This window comes from Clostridium puniceum (assembly GCF_002006345.1).
GTDB lineage: Bacteria > Bacillota > Clostridia > Clostridiales > Clostridiaceae > Clostridium > Clostridium puniceum.
Map to the genome: position 1 here is coordinate 1 of NZ_LZZM01000011.1, position 20,267 is coordinate 20,267.

Here is a 20,267-nt window from a genome sequence, read left to right on the forward strand (position 1 = left end):
AAAGCTGTTTCTTACTTCAATTGGCTTAAATTTAGACTTAGTTCTAACTTCATAGCCCATAAGCAGCCATTTCAATTCTTCTTTGTTGATTTTAAGAGCTTCGTCAGGAGTCATTGGCCATTTCAATGTACTATTTTCAAGTCTAAAATAGTACAGCCAGAATCCTTCATCAAAGTGAAGTATCTTAATTCTATTCATTTGCCTATTACAAAAAACAAACAAGGCTTTTTCAAACGGATCCAGCTTTAGCTGCGTTTGCACAATCACGACTAGTCCATCAATGCTTTTTCTCAAATCTGGTATTGCACATGCAAGATAAACTGTACTAACTTTATTAACATTAAACATTTGTAATCAAATCCTTAAGTAGATTACTCAAAACAGCTATTTCATTAGCCGGTACATATATTTTAGCTGCTCCTATTTCAATTATTATGTTAGATCTATTGGCCGGAACTACAGTCATTTCAGTCCTTACTCTTTCTTCTCGCATGAAAATGGCATGAAACTGTAAATTATTATCTTTATCCTTAAATTTCTTTTTATAGTAATGGAATTGACTTTTAGTAATGTGATTTGCATTGCAGAAATTTCCTAACGTTCCTTCGTAAGAAGAAAAAGTAGCAACAATTTCTCTCCAATTTATATTTTCAGTATTATTCATATAAGTAAACCTCCATTGTTAAAATCTATGTTAATTTTAGCAATAGAGGTTTACATTTATCTACCCGTTAATTCTTTTACGCTTACCTTCAAACAAATCCTTATTCTTCTTTATATTTATTAAGTCTATAATTTATTTTATTGGATATAAAACAAACACTATAAAGCATGCAATTGGCGTAATCAAAATTACAAATTGGATTACGCCAATTGCATGCTTTACTATAGATTAAGCGTTTCTTTTTTGACTTCTACCAAACACAACTTTTTTTGTTATTTTTTTATATTTTATATTGAATTCAAAAAATATTTAACACAATTAGTTAAATAGTATAAGCTGGCTAAATTTATAAAAATAAACAAGTTCATATCATCTTTATTTATGATATGAACTTATTTATTACCATGATATGCGAACATAAAGTTGTCAATTCAAATGCATATCTAACAAATCCATTCTTTTAAAATTCCATTATCCATAGTATATATGGAATCACACAATATATCAATATCTTCCTTATTATGGCTAGTCAATAGTATTGTTACGGATTTATCTTTTAGTTTTAATAAAATCTCTCTTATTAAATTAACGCCTTCAGAATCCAGTGCATTCATCGGCTCATCTAATATCAATAATTTAGGCTCTTCCATTATTGCTTGAGCTATTCCCAATCTTTGTTTCATTCCTAATGAATACTTCTTGACTGGTCTCGCATCATCAGGATTTAAACCAACTAATGAAATCATATTTCTTATCTCTTCGTCGGAAATTATATTTTTTATATTAGCTAAAAATTTTAAATTTTTAAATCCAGAATATTGAGGTAAGAAACCTGGATGTTCTATTATTATACCCGTCTCCTTAGGAAATTTCCCATCTTTTATAGTTTCATCAAATACCTTAATTTCTCCCTCACTTAAATTAATCAACCCGCATATGGCTTTAAAAAGCATAGATTTACCAGATCCGTTTTTCCCAATTATGCCATAAATTTTACCCTTTTCAAAAGTAACAGATATATTATTTAATATTGTAGTATTTTTTATGGTCTTTGATAAATTTTTAATTTCCACTATAATTTCATTATTCATAAGAACTCTCCTTACTAAAATTATTTAATTTAATAATACATATGCTACAATAAAGCTTTTATATTTTAATAATAGCTTGTTCATTATTTAAATAGGAGTTTTATTAATCTGATTTGTTTATTTTCTAATTATTAAATACTTCAAGACACTTAAGTAAGATATCTTTATATCACATCATATATCTTTAGTATTTTCACAGCATTTGTTATATGCTTAATATAATTATTAATTTCAGCCTTGAATAATTTTATTTTTACCACCTATATTATGATAGATAATTTGTCATATCTTCTTTAATAATAAATTTACTAATTATTATTAAATTTACTATAAGTATTGTGTATAAAAAAATACGCCAAAAGAAATCTAAATTTAAAGAAATAAATAAATTAATATTATAATTATCTTTAATTATAACTCCTAAATATACATAAACTATTGTAAAAATAAAGCTCATGATATGATTCTTTATGCTTGAAAAAATGATTAAATATATTGTCGAAAGAAAGCATCCTGATATTACCAATGTAAACAATATATCTAAAGTACTAAATAAATTGGGAACAAAAGTCTGTTTATTCAATATCACTGTAAGTATAAAAAATATGCTTATTCCCATTAAATAGTAAAGTAAACATATTAAAAGTATATTTAAATACAAATATACAATATAATTTCTTTTACTTCCAATTCTACATAATATATATATATTCCTCATTTTAAATTCTTTATATATATAGTCCCCTATAATATATATTAAATAAAATTGATATATACTCCAAATTAATACTTCCAATACATTATCCGTTAACGTGTTAGGGCTAAAAAACATAGCATTTATGTATTCCTGAGAATTTATACAGTTAAACATATAATCTAATTTCAACAAAAAAATTAGTATAAATATACCTACTACTAAATAAATTCTTTTTAAAAAGAATGTAAATTTTAAATTACTGATTAATCTTCTAAAAAATTCATTCATATTAATTCCTCAAACTCATAATCATATTTTCTCATTAAAGCTAAACCTATTAAATATATTACTAAATTTAATATAGTCCAATATAGATGTTTATATAAAATATAGTTATTACTTTGAAAATCTTGATAAGAAGAAGTTATAAAAAAAATATTTTGTGTAAAAGAAAGTTTTCCAATAATACTATTACTAGATCCAACAAATAAATTTATGGCTAAAATTATTATACTAATAATGAACGAAATTGCCCTTTTCCTTATACATAAATTTATTACAAAAAATAATGCTCCAATAAATAGTAAATACAATGTTACTAAATTATTTGTAAATAACACATAATTTAAAGGTGTTAATTTAGTAGTTATTAATTGTGTATTTTCTTCTGAAAAAAACAAATTTAGATTTCCAGTCATATTACTATAAAAATATTCGCTCCATTTATTATTAAAACTTATCCTTCCTATACATTCTAGAACTGCAATAACATCAAAAAATATAGTTGAAAATATACTCATTAATAATATTGCAACTATATTCATATTATATACCTTATATTTAGAGTTTAATCTTACACATACATACTCATTAAAAGTATTATTATTACATAGGTTATAAAGAATTAACAAGAAACAGAAGCTTATAAAATAAAACAAATTTAAATACCCAAATTGTTCTATAATAATGTCATAAAAATTAAATCTATATCCCCCAAAAAGCATATCTAAATATATGAAAAATTGATAAACACAAGCTACTATAATTATTAATCTGATTTTATTGAAATTAATTTTGATGGCTAGATAGTTAAGCATTTTTTTCATTTTTATATAACACTCCAAAATAGAATAAAATTACCCCTATTAGGAATAATAAAATTTGATATATGATAAGCATTTCTGCAGATAAATAATTTAATGTAAACAATAATGCAGCATTTAATTCAAATAATTTCAATGATATAAATATAGTTGCAGAAATCACATAATAAGCAAATGATGATATAACTGTTAGATATCTATTTTTTAAATATGGACTTAATCCTAAAGATAAAGTTGCAAATATCACATTAAAAATAAATGATATCATTATTAAAATCAAAAAATAAATAAATTTATTTTCTTGATAAATTAAACTGAAAGTCCCTGTCACTTCATTAAATAAGCTATTATTATTTATTCCAAATATTAAATATAAAATAATAAATACAAAAATTGATGAAACTGCTATAACAAGTCCACTTACTATAGCATTTACAAGTATTTTTATTAATATATATTTTTTCCTAGATAACCTTAAATAAATAAAATTTAAATATCCTGTTTCTAAATCTAATAGATAGGAATCAGAAAAAATCATTGAAGCAATTAATGGTATAAGTAAAGATAAGTACGATTTTCTTATTACTATAAAAACATCTATAGAATCATATATTTCTTTAAATCCTTTTACATTAAATCCTTTAAAATTTGTAAACTCATAATATCCAATGAAGTATAATACTATTGTAAGAATTAATGCTATTAAAGTATTTTTAGAAATTACTACTCTTTTTAATTCACTTTTAAAATAACTACTCATTATTAAACCTCCTAAACTTAATTAATAAGAACTACTTTTAAAGTAGTTCTTATTAATTAAATACTAATTGGGATCAAAGCTACCTCTTACATCGCATGCATGCATTGTTGTAGTTGATGTTTTTATTTTCATATTAACTGGATTACCTATATAATCATTTGCTGAAGATTGATCCATATACATATTAACAGTTCCAGTTTTTGAATATGATGATTTAGCCGATAATTCATCATTATCTGTTGAACAAGTCCAACAATTTATTTCAGTCCCTGCCCATCCAACATATGTTGCATTGTTGGTTGCTACTCTACCCCTTGTTTGTTTATATACATCGTTAGTAGTTTTGCTTCCTCTTGAAGGAAGTTGGAAACTATAATCTGTTGATGCAGCATAAGCTGCATTTGATGCAAGTATAATTCCGAATGCTGCAATTGCAACCATTTTTGATATTTTTCTCATTTTAATATCCCCTCCATTTTAGATAAATATTTTTCAAAACCGTCTTACACTTTTGTTATATTTACCTAATCGTTTGATTTTTTGTTGTTATATAAATTAATTTATATAATAATCAGTAACTCTGCAGATTGTTACAACATACATACTCTCATAATACTTAAATTAAATACATACTTTTTCCTTAAAACGCACAAAATCATTCATTAAAGACAAATATACTCTATTTTCTCAAAATATCCCTTTTACGCTTAAAAACATACGCTTTACGATAAAGCATTGACTTTTTGCAAAATGAAAATATAAAAAATCCCCTAGCGGGGACTATGAGTTTTGTGAATTTTAAAACGGAGAAGGTTCATCTTCATCAATCCAATATGAGCCTTCTTCTCTTTTCGTTTCTCCTGAATAATAAAAATCCGCATTACAATTAGGGCACTCCATTACTGGCATTCCCTTCCTTTTACATTCTTGTTCTGAACTGTATTCTCCATCGCAATATTCATCCATATCAGCAAACTCATCTACGATGTCCGCGGGAGCGAATTCACTATAATTACATTTATAGCAATGATATTTGTAAAACTTTTCTATGTACTTTATCTCTTTTTGGTTCATATAATATATCCTTTACTATATAAATAAACTTATCTATTATATCAATGACTCTAATTCGTTCTTCATGAGTACTATCAACATATTTAAATACAGAATTAATCTCAATCATATAGCTTCCACCTTCTTAATTTCTTCTTTCTCTATGCTAATAATAGGAATATGCTTATTAACATCAATTCCCTGTGTAATATCTATTTTAATAATTTTATTTATAACTAAATATTTAAATATACTTAATCCACTACCTTTCTCTAATTCCATATCGCTATCGAATTCAGAACATATTTTCCTTACACTTCTTTTATCATCAACAATTCGTTTCATAAATTCATATATAAAATCCTTCAGCTCTTGATCATCAATTGCTTCAAAACAATCTATTGCTGATATATCTTTATATCCTTGTATAAAACTTATGTTATGAGCTATAATCCTATCAATTTCATTCTCCGTTACTATTCCCCAATCTATTTCTTTTTTTCTCCAATACATTCTCTCTATTTCAAACTTTTCCATTATCCTTTTATTTAAAAGATCATCTTTGGTTTTTATCGTTCTTGCTACTTCAAGGTATTCTCCATTATTCTCTACAGTTACTAAAAAGTCAGTAGTCATAACAATTGGTTCATTAGTTTTTGGATCTTTAGGATGAGTTATTCCAAGCTCCATTGCTATAGCTAATGTATCTTCTAATGGAAGTAGTGGATATTGTTCTCTTATATCAACCACCTCATTTGAAAATTCCAGTAAATAAAAATAGTTTCTTTCCATATCAGATAATAGTTCATGCTGCCTACCTGTTTTAATTCCTTTTACTCTTGTAACTCTTCCTGTTGACGCTACATCTTGTATTCTTATCCACGGAATATAGTCTTTTCCGATTCCATTTCCACTGCCTTCCTTAAGCATTTTCTCAATCTCTTTTTTTCTTTCCCTTTTAGCCATAATTTTCACCTCAAAATAACAAAAGACTAGACATTTAAATTTACTTAAAACGTCTAGCCTTTTATGAATTTATTTTTTGTTTTTAGTTTAATTGGTAATACTAAACACTTATCTTTAGTATTACCAATTAATTATTTTTGATACGACTTTATTATAAACGATATAACTTTATTCAAAATGATACGACTTTATTCTAAACGATACAACTTTGTTCTAAATCTACAACATCTAAGCCTGTCCTTTTTTATTTTATTCTACAGTAACTGACTTAGCCAAGTTTCTAGGTTTATCAATGTCGCACCCCTTAGCCTTCGCAACATAATATGAGAATAATTGAAGTACTGCAACTCCAAGCACTGGTGCAAATATATCTATAGTTCTTGGAATATAGATAACTTGATCTAGAACTTCTTCTAATCCTTTTGTTCCTTCGTAGCAAACTCCAATAACCTTTGCCCCTCTAGCTTTAATTTCAACTATATTACTTACCATTTTTTCTTTTAAAGCTTCTTGAGTTAATAAAGTTACAACCTTTGTTCCATCTTCAATTAATGCTATAGGGCCATGCTTTAATTCTCCACCAGCATATGCATCTGAATGGATATATGATATTTCTTTAAGCTTAAGTGATCCTTCTAATGCTAATGCATAATCTAATCCTCTACCTAAATAGTACATATCCTTTTCTTCGGCTACATCTTCAGCTATCTTCTTTATTATTTCCTTATCTTCTAAAATTAATTCTACTTTTTCTGGTAAGTTTAATAACTCTTCTTTTAATTTATCTAATCTATCACTCTTTAGCTTACCTAAAATTTTTGCAAATGTCATTGCTATCATATACATTCCAATTATTTGAGTTGTATAAGCTTTAGTTGACGCAACAGAAATTTCTGGACCTGCTAGAGTATATAATACGTGGTCTGCTTCTCTTGAAACTGAACTTCCTACTACATTTGTTAATGCAACGATTGTAGCTCCTATATTCTTAGAGTTTCTAAGTGCTGCAAGTGTATCTGCTGTTTCTCCTGATTGACTTATTACAATAACTAAAGATTTTTCTGTAACTAATGGATTTCTATATCTAAATTCTGATGCAATATCTACTTCAACAGGTATTCTCGCAAGTGATTCTATTAAATTCTTACCTACAAGTCCAGCATGATATGCAGTACCACAAGCTACTATAAATACTCTATCAGTATTTTGTAAATCTTCTTTAGTAATCTTTAACTCATTTAATAATATTTCATTTTCCATAGAAATTCTTCCAGCCATAGTATCTCTTATAGCTCTTGGTTGTTCATGAATTTCTTTTAACATGAAATCTTCAAAGCCGCCTTTTTCTGCTGCATCTTCACTCCAGGTTACATGATATATTTCTTTTTTAATTTCTTGGCCATCTTGGTCAAAAAGCTTAACTCCATCTTTTGTAAGAACGGCTATTTCATGATCTTCTAAAAGATATACATCTCTAGTATAGCTTAATACAGCTGGAATATCAGATGCTATAAAGGTTTCATTTTCTCCTAAGCCTACTATTAATGGACATTCTTTTCTTACAGCGATAAGCTTGTCTGGTTCATCTTTAGAAACAACACCTAAAGCATAACTTCCTTCAAGCTTCTTAAGAGCCTTTCTAACTGCTTCAAATAAATCTCCCTCATAGTAATAGTCGATTAAGTTTGGTATTACTTCTGTATCAGTTTCTGATTTGAAAGTATACCCTTCCCCTTTAAGCCATGTTCTTAAAGTTAAATAGTTCTCAATAATACCATTTTGGACTACAGCAATTGTTTCCTTACTGTTTAAATGTGGATGAGAGTTTACATCTGATGGTGCTCCATGAGTTGCCCATCTTGTATGACCTATTCCCATATTTCCTTCCACAGGATTTTCCTTTATATTATCAGCTAAATTAGCTAAACGTCCTTTAAACTTTCTTACTTCAATATTTCCTTTATTAAGAACAGCAACTCCAGCCGAGTCATATCCTCTATACTCTAACTTTGATAAACCATTAATTAAAAATGATGTTGCTCTTCCACTTCCTAAATATCCAACTATTCCGCACATATTGATTCTTCCTTCCTTTTCTTTAACCTTACCCTTATATTTTGAGTAAGCATTTTAATATTTAATTTATCTAAGTTTAAAGCCTTTGTACTAGCAATATAAAAGTTTTCTGTGCATACCTATAGTATGAACTATTTACAAATTAAGAAACCACTAAAAAAGGGCATAATTATCCTAGTACCCTAAAAAGCCTTAAACTTTTGAAGGTTTTAACACCAAACTGGATTTGTACTTTAAATTACTTTAAAGTTTTGCCAGTTGTTAACGGTAGTGCTGCGGTCTCTGAAACAAAATAATATTTCAAATAACCTTACCGTGGGGCACCCGCCGAAGTTTCGATAACTCCCCAACCTCGTCAACTTAAGTGAGAATCCAAATCTATGATTTGGGTATTCGAACTTACTCAGTGTAATCGAGCAAGTGAGAATCCAAATCTATGATTTGGGTATTCGAACTTACTCAGTATAATCGAGCAAGTGAGAATCTAAATCTGTGATTTGACTCAACAAACGAATGTGAGTCCAGTTTCCTTTAAAAAGATATTGTTAGATCACTTCTAATATTTGAAGCTTATTCTTGCTAAATCTTTTTTCGTTATGAAGCTTATCTCACTATAAATTCATTTCTTTCTTAATATCACCTAAGTTCTGGCGCTTTGTTTTACGTTAAAAATTCTTTTTTATACTATCACTCCTTTAGCCTTGTATTTCATACCCTTGGATATTATTTTATCATATAAAATAATTTTGTCTATAAAATAGTTAATAGTTTTTAATTGTCCAAATATTGGGTTGCTTAATTGTAAACATATTATAATATACAATTCATTTGCTTAAATACTATAACAACTAAAACATTAAAGATTATTATATAAATATATATATACTTCTTCTCTATTTTCAGTGCATTAATTGTATAATTTTTCTCATAAAATATATAAGGTATGGAGCCAATAATAAAATTGTAAACCCCATACCAGTACATTTTTTTATATTTCAATTAAATAATCTTTAAAACACTATTATCTCTAGCTTGCACCACCTGCTGAACCAGCTCCAGAAGCAGATATCCAAGGTTTTTGGATTTGCTCTTTTAATGTATTGTAATTATTAATAGCAGTTCTTAGATTAGTTTCTAAATCATCATTATCTAAAATTAAACTATTATAATCAGTTTTTGTTATTAATCCTAGGTCATATTTTAGCTTAGAATTAGCAAGTTCTTTATTCTTTACTTCCATGGTAGATTTCATTACTTTAATGCTATTTTCCATATCAAGTAAGCTTGCATAACTTTCTTTTAATCCATTTTTAAGCCCCTTAGTAGTTTCATTTAATGTATATACACTAGTACTATATGCAAATTTTTGTTCTAGATATCCTCCATAAGTATTCCATTGGTTTTTATAAGCTAATACCGCCTTATCATATTTGTCTGAATTGAACTCTTTTTCACCAGTATCTGGATCTGTATCATAATAAGCAGAACTATTTTTATTAGGAGCATCACTAGTATCTGGTTTATCGCCTGCTGTATCCTTAATATCTTTTAAATTGTCTTTAGTAAGTTCAAGAAGCTTTTTGTCATATTTTTTATATTTATCTATAACTCCATCAAAGTACTGATCTACTGAACCAGTTATTCTAAATGCTTCAAACTCTTGACTTTCATCTAAGGAATATTTACTTAAATCTTTGCCAGTTAATACTTCAAAATAATCTTGACTATTTTTTAATTGATCTTCTTTAGCCTTTTCAGTATTTTTCAATTTTTCAAGTTCAATTTCTGCATTTTTCACATCTATTGAAGTTACAAGCCCTAAGTTTTTCTTAAGTCCAGTATCATTAATTTGCTTAGTTTTAATTTGTATTTGCTTTTTTAATTTATTTAATGCCTTTTCTTTATCTATCAAAGTATTGTACTTGTTAGTTATATCTTGTTCTATTTGATCCTTCATATATTCTTTTTGCTCTTTTGACTGATTTAAAAGCAATTCAAGTTTATCATAAGGAAAATCTTCATCATTATCATTAACGTCATCTAATTCTTCTTGAATATCCATTTTATCTTCGTATAACTTTATTTGTTTAGCTTGCAACGCTAACTTCTCACTGTTGTTAATTGCTGAATTTACAGCCTCTTTTAAAGTAAGTACTGGATTTTGTTTAACTTGATTTTGTACATATATAGAATTATCAGTATTAGCTGCAGCAGAAGTGCTTGTACTAGAAATTGTTGTATCCGCTGCAAATGCTGGCATAGCACCTCCACTTATAACACTTATCCCAATTGCAAATGCAATTAACTTATTTATGTTCTTTCTCATGTTTATTCTCCTCTTCATTAAATTTTATCTTAGACATTACTAAATAAATTAACTTTTACTTTGTTATTTTTCAGTACGCCTTATTCATTATTTATTATTGCTTTCACTTTGCATTTCATTTTGTTAAAGAAAACTATTCAATTTAAATTTTGCTAACATAATTATACCTCACATTAGTCATATTTTGGAATAGTTCTCTTTAATTTAAGGTTTATTTAAACTTATTTTAAGGAATCTTGTTCTTTCTCCATATCAATTGTTTTAGGTTCTACATTATTACCTAAAACCTCATCGAATTTAGGACTTATTTTTTCTTTTTTAAACTGCCCATACTTTCCTGATATTTTCCCTGTAATATTATGAATTTTCTTTCCAAATTTCTTTTCCAAATTATCAAAAATTACATAAATAACTGGAATTAATACTAAAGTAACTAAGGTTGATACCGTAAGACCACCTATAATTACTACAGCTAAAGGCTGCATCATTTCTCCGCCTTCTTCTAATGCTAAGGCTGTTGGCACCATACCTAGGGATGCTGTTAAAACTGTCATTAAAACTGGTCTTAATCTTACTGCTGCTCCTTTTGCAACAATTTCTTCTATTGGGGCCTTCATAGAATGTCTTAACTGTTCAATATAGTCAATCATAACTATACCATGATTAACAACTATACCCATAAGTAAAACCACTCCCAGCATTCCAACTATACTAAGACTTATTCTAGTTATTAGTAATGCAACAATTACTCCCACGAAAGCATATGGAATACAAGTCATGATAATAACTGGTTTACTAAAGGATTCAAATTGAGCTACCATTACCATATAAACTAATATTATAGCAATTGCCATTGCAAAAACAAGACCGCTCATAGATTCATTCATACTTTGTGTATTTCCACCAAAAGATACTTCGTAATCTTTTGGAATATCTAATTTATTTATTTCAGCCATTGCTAGTTTAGAGGCTGTTCCTGCGTCAACTCCACTAAGTGTAGCACTAACACTTATAGAATAATCTCTATCTGATCTTGAGATTTTCTTTAAGCCTTCTTTCATCTCTATGTTTGCTATATTTCCCAGTGGAACTTCTTCACCAGTCTTAGAGATTACTTTTATCTGCTTTATATCTTCAATACTATTAATGCTGCTATCTTTAAATTTCAAATTAACATCTACATCGTAGTCATTTATCTTAGCCTTCGTTACTGAACTTCCTCCTATTGCAGTATTTAATAGAGAACCAATTGAGCTAGCGTTAATTCCATATTGATTTGCTTTTTGTTTATCTATTGTAAATTGAGCCTCTTGAGACGTATCTGCAATTGATGTTTCAATATTTCTAAGACCATTTACACCTGCTAATTTTTCTTCTATTTGTTTTGCTAATATATCTAAAGTATCTAAATCTTCACCTTTTACAGTAAGTGAAAAATCTGCACCACTTGATCCTCCACCCATCATTCCACTGTCTAAAGAAACCTTAATCTTACAATCTGGAACGGTGCTCATTCTTTCAATTATTTCTTTTTCTACTTGTGCTGTAGATTTTTTTCTTTCTTTTTTTTCAACTAATTCTACATTTATATTAGCGGTATTAGTGCTTTTAGTTGAATTTCCTGAAGTAATTAAAGATGTTATTACTGTTTTAATTTCTGGAATATCAGAAATTTTTTCTTCTGCCATAGAAACATAATAATCACTTGGCTTTAAATCTAAACCTTGTGGTAAAGTTATAGCTATACTTAATTTTCCTTTATCTGACGCTGGCATAAAATCCATGCCAATAAATGGTACCCCAGCTAGTGAAACTATAAATAATGCTGTACTTAATATTACAACTAATTTTTTATGTTTTAACGATTTATCTATTAACTTTTTATAAAATTCACTTATCTTATCAAATATAGGCGAAGGCTTTTCTTCAAGTTTAGCAGAATTTTTACCACCACTTAACTTATTGAAAACACTTGGCACTAAAGTTACTGCTACTATTAAAGATATTGTCAAAGCTGAAATTAATGTTTTAGCCAAAGCTCCAAACATTATCTTTGTAAGTCCATCAGTAAACATTATAGGTAAAAATACACAAATAATTGTTAATGTAGACCCAGTAATTGCGCTTGTTACTGTTTTAGTTCCTTGCAGTGCTGCCTCTTCATTAGATAACTCTTTATTTTTCCTATACTTAAATATATTTTCTATAACAACAATAGAATTATCTACAACAAGACCAACCGATATAACTAAGGAACTTAGCGTAACAATGTTTAGTGTTTCCCCTGTAAAATAAAGCACTGCTAAAGTTCCTACTATAGATGTTGGAATTCCTAATGCTACAACCGCAGAAGCCCTTACAGTCTTTAAAAATACTAAAATAACCAAAAATGCAATAAGAGAACTTACAAATATTTCAGACATTACATTTTTAATAGAAGTTTGAATATAATCACTTGAGTCGTTAGCTATAGTAATATTATATTGTGGATTTTGCTTATTTAACTCAGCTGCAGCTTTTTTTACTTCTTCCATAACCTTTATAGTATTTGCATCCTGTTGTTTATTAACATCTATTACTAAACTTTCAGTACCATTATATCTATAGATATCCTTCTTATCAGCTTTACCATATTCAACATTACAAACTTGATCTAATCTAACAGATTGTCCTTTGTTAGTAGAAATTTGTATTTGCTTTATATCCTCTAATGACTTTAATTCATCCATTCCTCTTAGTGTAATTTTATCTTCTCCTTGAGTAATTGTTCCATAAGGAAAAGTCTTATTACTACCAGCTAGAGTATTTTTGATTGTTGATAAACTAACTCCATAACTTGAAAGTACAGCTGGATCTGCTGTTATATTAACTTGTGATTTTTCACCACCCTTAATATCTGCTTGTGTAACTCCATCTGCTGCTTTAACTCTATTTTGCACTACATCTTCTGCATATTTCATTAAGTCTTCAGGCGCTTTACCACCTGTAATTACTAGACTTCCTATAGAGCCAGAATTTATATCCAATTTTAAAACTGTTGATTTTTCTGCCTCATCAGGCAAAGAATGTTGTACTTCATCTACCTTTGATTTAACATCATCAATTATGTCGTTAATGTTTGTTCCATATTCAAATTGAACAACAACAACAGAAACACTTTCTTGAGAAATAGCTTGTGTTTGTTTTACCTTAGATACACCCGAAACTTTTTCTTCTATCTTCTCACTTATTTGTTCATCAATATCTGTTGGTCCTGCCCCCTGCCATACTGTTTGAATACTTACAACTGGTATTTCCATCTTAGGCATTAAATCTGCTGGCATTTTTACGTATCCTATATATCCAAACATTATTACTACCAAGAAAGCCATAATTATAGTAAGAGGACGCTTAATTGAGGTTTTAATTAAATTCATAATGTTAGTCCTCCTTTACTACAGGAAATAGGCTCGTTCCATCGGAAATTAAGTTTAATCCTCCAATAACTACCGTATCATTTTGACTTACTCCACTTTTTATTTCCACTGTAGTATCCGTCTTTATTCCTGTTGTAACTTCTGTTTTCACTGCTTTATTATCTGAATCAGTTACATATACATAACTTTTTCCCTCTTCTTCAAATATTGCTTTTTTAGGAATTGTAATTGCTGTATCTTGTTTTTCTATACTTACACTTACTTCTGCCGACATTCCAGCCTTTAGATCATTTGCTGAATTGTCCACTATTATTTGAACATCATATAAAGATGTACTTCCTGTAACTACTTCTGGTACATATTTAACTGTTCCTTTAACATTTTTATCATTAATTGTAACTTCCACTTCTTTTCCTAATATAAATTTACCTAAATCAGCTTGAGTTACATTTAAATCAACTTGAAGCGTATTAGGACTTGAAATTATAAACGCTGGCTTTTGTTGACTAGCCATTTCATTTACATTAAAATTTTTAGTTGTAATAATTCCATCTGTTGGTGCAATTAATATAAGTTTGTTTAAATTACTAGCTGCTGTATCATATGCCGCTTGTGCTTGATTAAGCTGCTTTTCTGCAATTTCTTTTGCTTCTGGAATACTTTTATTATTTGAAGTATCATAAGACTTTTGTGCATTATCTAAGTTCTGTTTGGCTTGATCAAAAGAAAGTTGCGATTTTTTATATGTATCTTGACTTATTGCACCGACTTCATACAATTGAGCGTTAATATCATTAGTCCTCTTTGCTTCATCATAATTCATTTGTGCTATTTTTATTGAATTATTTATTGAATTCAATTGGCTCTCTACATTTGCATCTGTTGAATTTGTATAATTGGCCTTTGCAAGCTCTAGAGCAGCTGCAGCTTGTTTTACACTATTTTGTGTATCATCCCCTTTAATCGTTAAAAGCTTATCTCCTTTTTTTATTTCTTGTCCTAAGTTTACATATATTTCTTGAATTACGCCTCCCATTTCAACTGTCACAGAGGTTTCCTCTTTAACTTTTGTAGTTCCTGTAAAAGTATTTGTATTTTCGATTCCATTCCCCTTAGCAGCTTGTACTGATACCGCTATTGGCTTTTCTTTTTCTACTGGAGCTTTTCCACATCCAACTAGTCCTAACGAACTAACTACTAAAAATAATGCTAAGTATTTTTTCATGTTTTCCTCCTAATTTTCAAATATTTTTATTAAATCTCTTAATAATTTCTTCCAGACTTTTGATTTACATAACAGCATTATAACTTATTTCTAACAATGTCCTTTTTTCTTAAAATTTTCTTATTCTAATATTAACTGAAATTCATTACTTTTTTCTTAACTAAAACTTAATTCTAACTTATATTTCATTTATTTTTTTGGTTACTATGCTATTATATTCTATTTATATATGATTATATTTTTATAACTATTCTTAGTCAATAACTTTTTCTATTGTTTTCAATTTGTTAATAGTTTATAATTACTCATATATTATCTTAGGAAGGATTGTTTAAACATGGATAAAGATAATTTATTAAAAGTCTCTGAATCCTTAGTAGAGTTTTTATGGATTATTCAAAATAATATGGTTAAAATGCCCGATATTCCAAAGGCTTTAGAAATAGCAAAAAATAGTCAAGATGAATGCTGCTCAGATTTATCAATTCCGCCATCACATATACGAGTTATTTTTTATCTTATACACTATAATTCATCTCCGATTTCACAAATAGCAGATAATTTAGGTATATCAAAACCCAATATGACACCAATTATAGATAACTTAATTAATTATGGATTAGTTAAGAGATATAACGATCCTAATGACAGGAGAATTCTTAGAATTGAATTAACAAAAAAGGCATATGATTTATTAGATGCTTTTCGTGTTGTGGTTTGTAATTCCTTTAAAGAAAAAATATCGACACTTTCTGATGACGATATAATAATACTAGATGACTCTATATCAAATCTTATAACTATATTAAGGAAACTTAAATAAAACATAAAAATAAAGAACTACTAGTTAATTTTTCTAGTAGTTCTTTATTTTTATGTTTTCTATTCTAATATATGTTATAAGCAATCCTTTCATGCAAATATGTCTCTGAACTTAATTTTTCTGAAAAATAAAACTTACATTAATATATGGCAGTTAACAATAAATACAGAAATTTAAATTGTAACATATATAATTTTTTTAACTGAAATAAACTTATTTTTCCATTGCTTCTCTAAATGATTCTATTAAATCTTCTATATCTTCAAGTCCAACAGATACTCTTATTAATGTATCTGTAATTCCAAGTTCTTCTCTTTCTTCTTTTGGAATTGAGGCATGACTCATTTTAGCTGGATATGAAACTATAGTTTCAACACTTCCTAAGCTTACTGCTACAGCTACATTTTTAACATTATTCAAGAAAGTTGTAGTTCTTTCTAGAGTCTTAAACTTAAAGGATAAAACAGCACCTGCACCATCAGCCTGCTCTAAATGCAATTCTCTTCCTTCCATAGATTCAAGTCCAAGATAATAAACCTTTTCTACTTCAGCTCTTGATTCAAGCCACTCCGCCAATTTCTGAGCACTTTTTTGAAGTGCATCTAATCTTACCTTTAAAGTTTTAATTCCTCTAACTAATAACCAGCAATCTTGTGGCCCAAGTACAGCTCCAAAGGTATTTTGAATTTGATAAACTCTATCTCCAAGTTCTTTTGTTTTAGTTACAACAAGACCTGCTATAACATCACTATGTCCACCTAAAAATTTAGTGGCACTATGAACAACTATATCTATCCCTAATTCTATTGGTCGTTGAAGATATGGTGACATAAAAGTATTATCTACTATTGTAATTGCATTTCTTTCTTTCGCTATTCTACTGGCTGCTCTCAAATCAGTTACCTTTAATAATGGATTTGATGGTGTTTCTAAATAAAGCCCCTTTGTGTTTTCTTTAAAAGCTTTTTGTATTTCTTCAAGATTTGAGGCATCTACAAAAGTAAATTCAATATTAAATCTTGAAAATAACTTTGTAGTTGCTCTATATGTGCCGCCATAAACATCGCCACAGATCACAACGTGATCTCCTGCTGAAAATATTGATAATACTGAACAAATAGCTGCCATGCCTGAAGCAAAGGCAAAACCACGTTCTCCACCTTCAAGCTCAGCTATTAATTGCTCTACAACATCTCTAGTTGGATTCCCAGATCGAGCATAATCATATTTTCCAAAGTTCTCTATGTCAAATTGATGAAATGTTGATGTTTGATATATTGGAGTACTTACAGATCCTGTTGCTGGATCAATGTCTCCACTTGCATGTATTAATTTAGTTCCAAAATTCATAATTAACCCCCATTATTCAGTTAAAAGTTAAGAATTTACAATTAATAATTTTTAATAAATTTACTTCGTAAATTCTTAAATTTTATTCTTTTATTTTTTTATTCTATCTATCTATCTATCTATCTATCTATGATTTATAGAATTATTTATAAAAAAGCAAACCTCATATAAAAATATATCTTCCGAAAAGGGACAAGCTTTTTTCCCTTAATTCTGAACTCATAGCTACCATAGGGTACCCTAAAAGCTATTAATTCTTAGCTGAGTTAATTGCATTGTCTAGATCTTTAATCAAATCTTCTACATTTTCTATTCCAACGGATAATCGTAGTAAATATTCATCTACTCCTAATCTTGTTTTAATCTCCTCTGGAATTTCCGAATGAGTTTGAGTTATTGGATAAGTTATTAGTGTTTCTACACCACCTAAGCTTTCTGCAAATCTTATAACTTGAACATTGTTCAAAATCTTAGACACTAATTCTTTCTCTTTAACTCTAAAAGATAATGTTGACCCAAACCCCGTTGCTTGCTTTTTATTTAATTCATATCCTTCAAAGTCTTCCAACCCTACATAATAAACTTTTTCTATATTGGGATTACTTTCTAAGTACTTTGCTACTTTTATTGAATTTTCTTGTGCTCTATCTAGTCTTATATGTAGTGTCTTAAGTCCTCTTAAAACTAACCATGAGTCAAAAGGTGATAACGTCGCCCCTGTTGACATGTGAATTCTTCTTAGCTTTTGTAGAATTTCCTCATCATTACCTACTATAAATCCTGCTAATAAATCATGATGTCCACCTATAAACTTTGTTCCACTATGAATTACTAAATCAGCACCTAATTCTAATGGTTTTTGATAATAAGGTGTCAAAAAAGTATTATCTACAATTAACAATAATCCCTTACTTTTACTTATATCTGCTACTGCTCTTATATCCGTTACCTTCATCATTGGATTAGAAGGCGTTTCTATAAATACAGCTTTCGTATTATTTTCTATAGCACTTAATATATTTTCAGTATTTGTTGTATCAACAAATGTAACGCTTATTCCGAAATCCTTATAAGTCTCTTCAAATAATCTATATGTCCCTCCATATAAATCATCAGATAAGATTATATGATCTCCAGACTTAAATAAGTGTATACAGGCAGTAATTGCTGCAACTCCAGAGGAAAATCCTATTGCTTCTTTTCCTCCTTCTAAAATGGCTAAGGTTTTTTCTGCCTCTTCTCTAGTTGGATTTTGAGCTCTTGAATAATCATATCCAGTACTATTATTTAATCCATTATGTCTAAAGGTAGCAGATTGATATATTGGATAACTTATTGCTCCTGTGGTTTTATCTCCACCTGATACTCCACTAACTGCTATTGTTTCAAAAGATTTTTTTAAAGTCATTTTTCTTGCCTCCCTTAATTTGTTTATTGCTTAATGCTTAGCTTAGTTATTACTCTAAACTAACAGTACTAAAAAAAGCCACTTCTAAAATAAGAAGTGACTATATAGCCTTAATATAAGTTTTAATAAAACTTAATTCCCTCTCATTTTTCAAGATATCTCTTGCAGGATTTAGCACCACGAAAAAATTAATATAAATTTTTGTCAGGTTGCCGGGTTTCAAAGGGCCAGTCCCTCCACCACTCTTAATAAGATTAACTTATTTAAATATTTAATTTGTTAATACTAATTATACATACATAAAATCTCTTGTCAATAAATATTAGTAACTTTATCGATTTTGTGTACAATTAAAAGCAAATTCATAATTTTATATGTGCACTTTATAAAATTATATTGGAAATCTCTACAACAAAAATAAACACATTATTGAATTATTCTTCAATAATGCACTTATTTTTATTATTATAAAATTTACTATTTCTAATTTTAAAACATACATTTCTTAATAATTAAAAATTTATATCAATCTCACTCTCAACACCGTAATGATCTGATATTATAGCTTTATTCTTACCATTAAATATAACTTTAATTGTCATTACTTTAATTTCTTTATTACAAAACATTAAATCCAATCTTAGTTTTTCTTCATTATCATCCCAGCCTGCAATTTTACCTTTTACAGTAACACCTGAATCTTTTGTTTCAGATAAAAGGTACAAATCCTTCAAGCCTTTTTCAATTAAATAATCATAACCCTCACCTTTTACAAAAGCACTATTGTTAAAATCTCCCATTATAAATGTAGTAGCTTCATCAACTCTTTTCATTATATTATCAATTTGATTTTTAAAAGGTTCTTCCTCATCATTCCACCAGCCAATATGGCATGAATAGAAATCCAATTCTCTATCATTATAGGATATCCTTATTCTGATTATTTTCCTCGTTTTCCAATAGCTTCTATTCTTATTTCTAGTAACAAAGAAAGATTCAGAATCAATTATTTTATGTTTAGTGAAAATAGCTAAGCCTTCTTCATACACATCATAGCCTATATGTGAAAAATCCCAATAAAAATTATATTTATTCAAACTATATCTATCTAATTCTTCCTTTAACAATAAAGCAAAGTTATCTTTCTTTAATTTAGAATCTATACTTTCTGCAATAACTGATTGGCTAACTTCCTGAAGTGCTATAACATCATAATCCTTCTGATTTATAACTTCAGCTAAATATTTTATTTTATCAATTTGATTTTCTTCCTGCCAGGAATGACAATTTAAAGTTAATAATTTCATAT

Annotated in this window: 17 protein-coding genes and 1 riboswitch; of the genes, 1 reads left to right on the forward strand and 16 read right to left on the reverse strand. The window is 28.2% G+C overall.

All coding sequences use genetic code 11. The annotated features are described in order from the left end of the window. The 13 genes from tnpB to CLPUN_RS00660 form a co-directional block, all read right to left on the reverse strand. Positions 1-348, reverse strand: a 348-nt coding sequence (tnpB, locus tag CLPUN_RS00605; protein ID WP_077845451.1) for an IS66 family insertion sequence element accessory protein TnpB, incomplete at its 3' end; no start/stop codon positions are given. Beyond that, entirely contained in the window at positions 341-664 is a 324-nt protein-coding gene (gene tnpA / locus CLPUN_RS00610) for an IS66 family insertion sequence element accessory protein TnpA (protein WP_077845452.1), read from the reverse strand. The genes tnpB and tnpA, both read right to left, overlap by 8 nt. Positions 665-1,107: 443 nt before the next feature. Next, positions 1,108-1,755 (reverse strand): ABC transporter ATP-binding protein, encoded by a 648-nt coding sequence (locus CLPUN_RS00615; RefSeq protein ID WP_077845453.1) that lies wholly within the window; start codon positions 1,753-1,755, stop codon positions 1,108-1,110. A gap of 981 nt (positions 1,756-2,736) precedes the next feature. Next, entirely contained in the window at positions 2,737-3,558 is an 822-nt protein-coding gene (locus CLPUN_RS00625) for a hypothetical protein (protein ID WP_077845455.1), read from the reverse strand. After that, positions 3,542-4,315, reverse strand: a complete 774-nt coding sequence (locus tag CLPUN_RS00630; protein WP_077845456.1) for a hypothetical protein — start codon at positions 4,313-4,315, stop codon at positions 3,542-3,544. Before CLPUN_RS00630 ends, CLPUN_RS00625 begins: the two co-directional genes overlap by 17 nt. Positions 4,316-4,378: 63 nt before the next feature. Further along, on the reverse strand, positions 4,379-4,774 hold the full coding sequence (locus CLPUN_RS00635) for a hypothetical protein (RefSeq protein ID WP_077845457.1): 396 nt from the start codon (positions 4,772-4,774) through the stop codon (positions 4,379-4,381). A gap of 339 nt (positions 4,775-5,113) precedes the next feature. After that, positions 5,114-5,281, reverse strand: coding sequence for a hypothetical protein (locus CLPUN_RS27380; RefSeq protein ID WP_158078665.1), 168 nt, complete (start codon positions 5,279-5,281; stop codon positions 5,114-5,116). Between the two features lie 52 nt (positions 5,282-5,333). Further along, positions 5,334-5,498 carry a hypothetical protein gene (locus CLPUN_RS27385; protein WP_158078666.1) on the reverse strand — a complete coding sequence of 55 codons (165 nt, stop codon included), beginning with the start codon at positions 5,496-5,498 and terminating at the stop codon, positions 5,334-5,336. Continuing rightward, a complete protein-coding gene (locus CLPUN_RS00640) occupies positions 5,495-6,334 on the reverse strand; it encodes a TnsA endonuclease N-terminal domain-containing protein (protein WP_077845458.1) in 840 nt (279 codons plus the stop codon). The genes CLPUN_RS27385 and CLPUN_RS00640 overlap by 4 nt, the downstream gene beginning before the upstream one ends. Positions 6,335-6,583: 249 nt before the next feature. Continuing rightward, positions 6,584-8,410 carry a glutamine--fructose-6-phosphate transaminase (isomerizing) gene (gene glmS / locus CLPUN_RS00645; protein ID WP_077845459.1) on the reverse strand — a complete coding sequence of 609 codons (1,827 nt, stop codon included), beginning with the start codon at positions 8,408-8,410 and terminating at the stop codon, positions 6,584-6,586. Between the two features lie 1,027 nt (positions 8,411-9,437). Next, positions 9,438-10,736 (reverse strand): TolC family protein, encoded by a 1,299-nt coding sequence (locus tag CLPUN_RS00650; protein WP_158078667.1) that lies wholly within the window; start codon positions 10,734-10,736, stop codon positions 9,438-9,440. 221 nt (positions 10,737-10,957) lie between these two features. Beyond that, positions 10,958-14,152, reverse strand: coding sequence for an efflux RND transporter permease subunit (locus tag CLPUN_RS00655; protein WP_077845461.1), 3,195 nt, complete (start codon positions 14,150-14,152; stop codon positions 10,958-10,960). A gap of 4 nt (positions 14,153-14,156) precedes the next feature. Beyond that, entirely contained in the window at positions 14,157-15,377 is a 1,221-nt protein-coding gene (locus CLPUN_RS00660; protein WP_077845462.1) for an efflux RND transporter periplasmic adaptor subunit, read from the reverse strand. 337 nt (positions 15,378-15,714) lie between these two features. On the opposite strand from CLPUN_RS00660, the gene CLPUN_RS00665 reads away from it, so the two are divergent. Next, entirely contained in the window at positions 15,715-16,200 is a 486-nt protein-coding gene (locus tag CLPUN_RS00665; protein ID WP_077845463.1) for a MarR family winged helix-turn-helix transcriptional regulator, read from the forward strand. A 213-nt stretch (positions 16,201-16,413) separates the two neighbouring features. On the opposite strand, the gene CLPUN_RS00670 is transcribed toward CLPUN_RS00665, so the two are convergent. The 3 genes from CLPUN_RS00670 to CLPUN_RS00680 all read right to left on the reverse strand — a co-directional run bounded on the left by CLPUN_RS00670 (position 16,414) and on the right by CLPUN_RS00680 (position 20,265). Next, positions 16,414-17,550 carry a trans-sulfuration enzyme family protein gene (locus CLPUN_RS00670; RefSeq protein WP_077845464.1) on the reverse strand — a complete coding sequence of 379 codons (1,137 nt, stop codon included), beginning with the start codon at positions 17,548-17,550 and terminating at the stop codon, positions 16,414-16,416. A 250-nt stretch (positions 17,551-17,800) separates the two neighbouring features. Then, entirely contained in the window at positions 17,801-18,958 is a 1,158-nt protein-coding gene (locus CLPUN_RS00675) for a trans-sulfuration enzyme family protein (protein WP_077845465.1), read from the reverse strand. A 140-nt stretch (positions 18,959-19,098) separates the two neighbouring features. Further along, positions 19,099-19,213: riboswitch (SAM riboswitch) on the reverse strand. A gap of 257 nt (positions 19,214-19,470) precedes the next feature. Next, a complete protein-coding gene (locus tag CLPUN_RS00680) occupies positions 19,471-20,265 on the reverse strand; it encodes an endonuclease/exonuclease/phosphatase family protein (protein WP_077845466.1) in 795 nt (264 codons plus the stop codon). Positions 20,266-20,267 lie beyond the last annotated feature (2 nt).